Annotated in this window: 1 pseudogene; it reads left to right on the top strand. The window is 53.5% G+C overall.

Annotated features, from left to right (window positions below):
* A pseudogene (locus NE473_RS31280) lies at positions 1-301 on the top strand (thiamine pyrophosphate-binding protein); the annotation flags it as partial.

Raw genomic sequence — 301 nt, 5'->3', positions numbered from 1 at the left:
TTCTACACTGGCGAACCGCGGTTTCTTCCCGGGAGAGGATTTAAAGACACTGCGTCATACCGGCTCCTACTTACAGGGACATCCGGACAGAAAGCATATCCCGGGCGTGGATATGTCCAGCGGTTCTCTTGGACAGGGGATTTCCGCTGCTGTCGGAATGGCACTCTCTGCGAAGCTGCAGTAGAAGGATTACCGTGTTTATTCGCTCCTTGGCGACGGGGAGATTGAAGAAGGTCTGGTCTGGGAAGCTGCGATGTTCGCAGGCTACAGAAAACTGGATAATCTGGTCGTGATCGTGGAT

The sequence above is a fragment of the Hungatella sp. SL.1.14 genome, from assembly GCF_024460495.1.
In the GTDB taxonomy this organism is placed as follows: Bacteria; Bacillota; Clostridia; order Lachnospirales; family Lachnospiraceae; genus Hungatella; species Hungatella hathewayi.
The sequence above is the reverse complement of the archived record's forward strand: the minus strand, read 5'-3'. Positions and strand labels throughout refer to the sequence as shown.